The sequence below is a fragment of the Flavobacterium sp. K77 genome, assembly GCF_021608205.1.
GTDB lineage: Bacteria > Bacteroidota > Bacteroidia > Flavobacteriales > Flavobacteriaceae > Flavobacterium > Flavobacterium turcicum.
The window spans coordinates 1-1,248 of the sequence record NZ_JAKIHO010000031.1; the positions used below are offsets into that span (position 1 = coordinate 1).

Consider the following 1,248-nt stretch of genomic DNA (forward strand, 5'->3'; position numbering starts at 1 on the left):
ACCGATTAGTTTCGGCTAAGATAAATAAACTTGCGAAACGTAAGCGTCAATTTAGGAGAAAATTCGCAATGGCTTGAGACGGCTGTTATATGCCGCTTAAACTTTTTTCTTGAGCACTTTTCAGATTCCACTTTTCAGATTCCACTTTTCGGTTAGTACTTTTCGGTTAGTACTTTTCAGTTTTCACTTTTTGGTTTCTGCTTTCAAGTTTCGTTTTTCAGTTTTCACTTTTCGGTTTCTGCTTTCAAGTTTCTGCTTTCAAGTTTCTTTTTTCTGTTTCCACTTTTCTGTTTCCACTTTTCTGTTTCCACTTTTCTGTTTCCACTTTTCTGTTTCCACTTTCAGGTTTCTGCTTTCAAGTTTCGTTTTTCACTTTTCACTTTTCACTTTTCACTTTTCACTTTTCACTTTTCACTTTTCACTTTTCACTTTTCACTTTTCACTTTTCGGTTTCTGCTTTTCGATATTATTCCTTTGCGTTTAAAAGGCTAAAAGTAGGGTAGAAGTGATGTTCAACGAATTTATGTTTTCTGCCGCAGATAAGTGGCATATAACGTTCCGGCGCTTGGCGAGGTTGCGAACTTCGGAACTGATTATTTTCTATCAAAGATAAAATTTCTTGCGAGAAATAAACGTGAATTTACTACAAAATTCGCAATCTTGCCAAACGCCTGTTAGCAGATGGCTTTATTTTTTCAATAATGCATTTCCGTTAAAACTTTTGTGTTCAGAATAAATTGTTATTCCGAGTATTTTCCATTCCATAATTCCTCTAACCAAATAAGTACAATATTTTTTGTTTTTCTCATTGTCTATTTCAATATTTTCTACATTCCAATTAGTTCCGCTAATAAATCCCGATCTGTAACAATTTGCATTTAGTATGATTAAATCAGGTTCATTTTCTCCTACAAGTATTGACAATCCAATTTTTGAGGTCAAATTATCCTCCAAAGTTATTTCTCGAAAAAATGAATTTCCATTAAATGCTTTTTTGGGATTTGTTTGATTTAAAACATCAATATTTTTGTCTGCTAAATTTTTTTTATCTGGTTTTGAAATAAAAGACAATAAACCGATAACAAAAATTAAAGATGCAAAAATGCCTAATTTTTCTTTTACGATTCTAACTGATTTAAAACAAATTACTATGAAGTAAATCAACAAAAATCCATTTAATATTCCCCAAATTAATTCAAACATTTTTTTCTGTTTAGTTGTTTTTACTACGGTTTTCTAAGCTATCTG

At 31.3% G+C, this 1,248-nt stretch carries 1 protein-coding gene; it reads right to left on the reverse strand.

Translation table 11 applies throughout. The features are described 5' to 3' along the window. Positions 1 to 687: 687 nt before the first annotated feature. On the reverse strand, positions 688 to 1,203 hold the full coding sequence (locus tag L1S34_RS14750; RefSeq protein WP_236364854.1) for a hypothetical protein: 516 nt from the start codon (positions 1,201 to 1,203) through the stop codon (positions 688 to 690). Positions 1,204 to 1,248 lie beyond the last annotated feature (45 nt).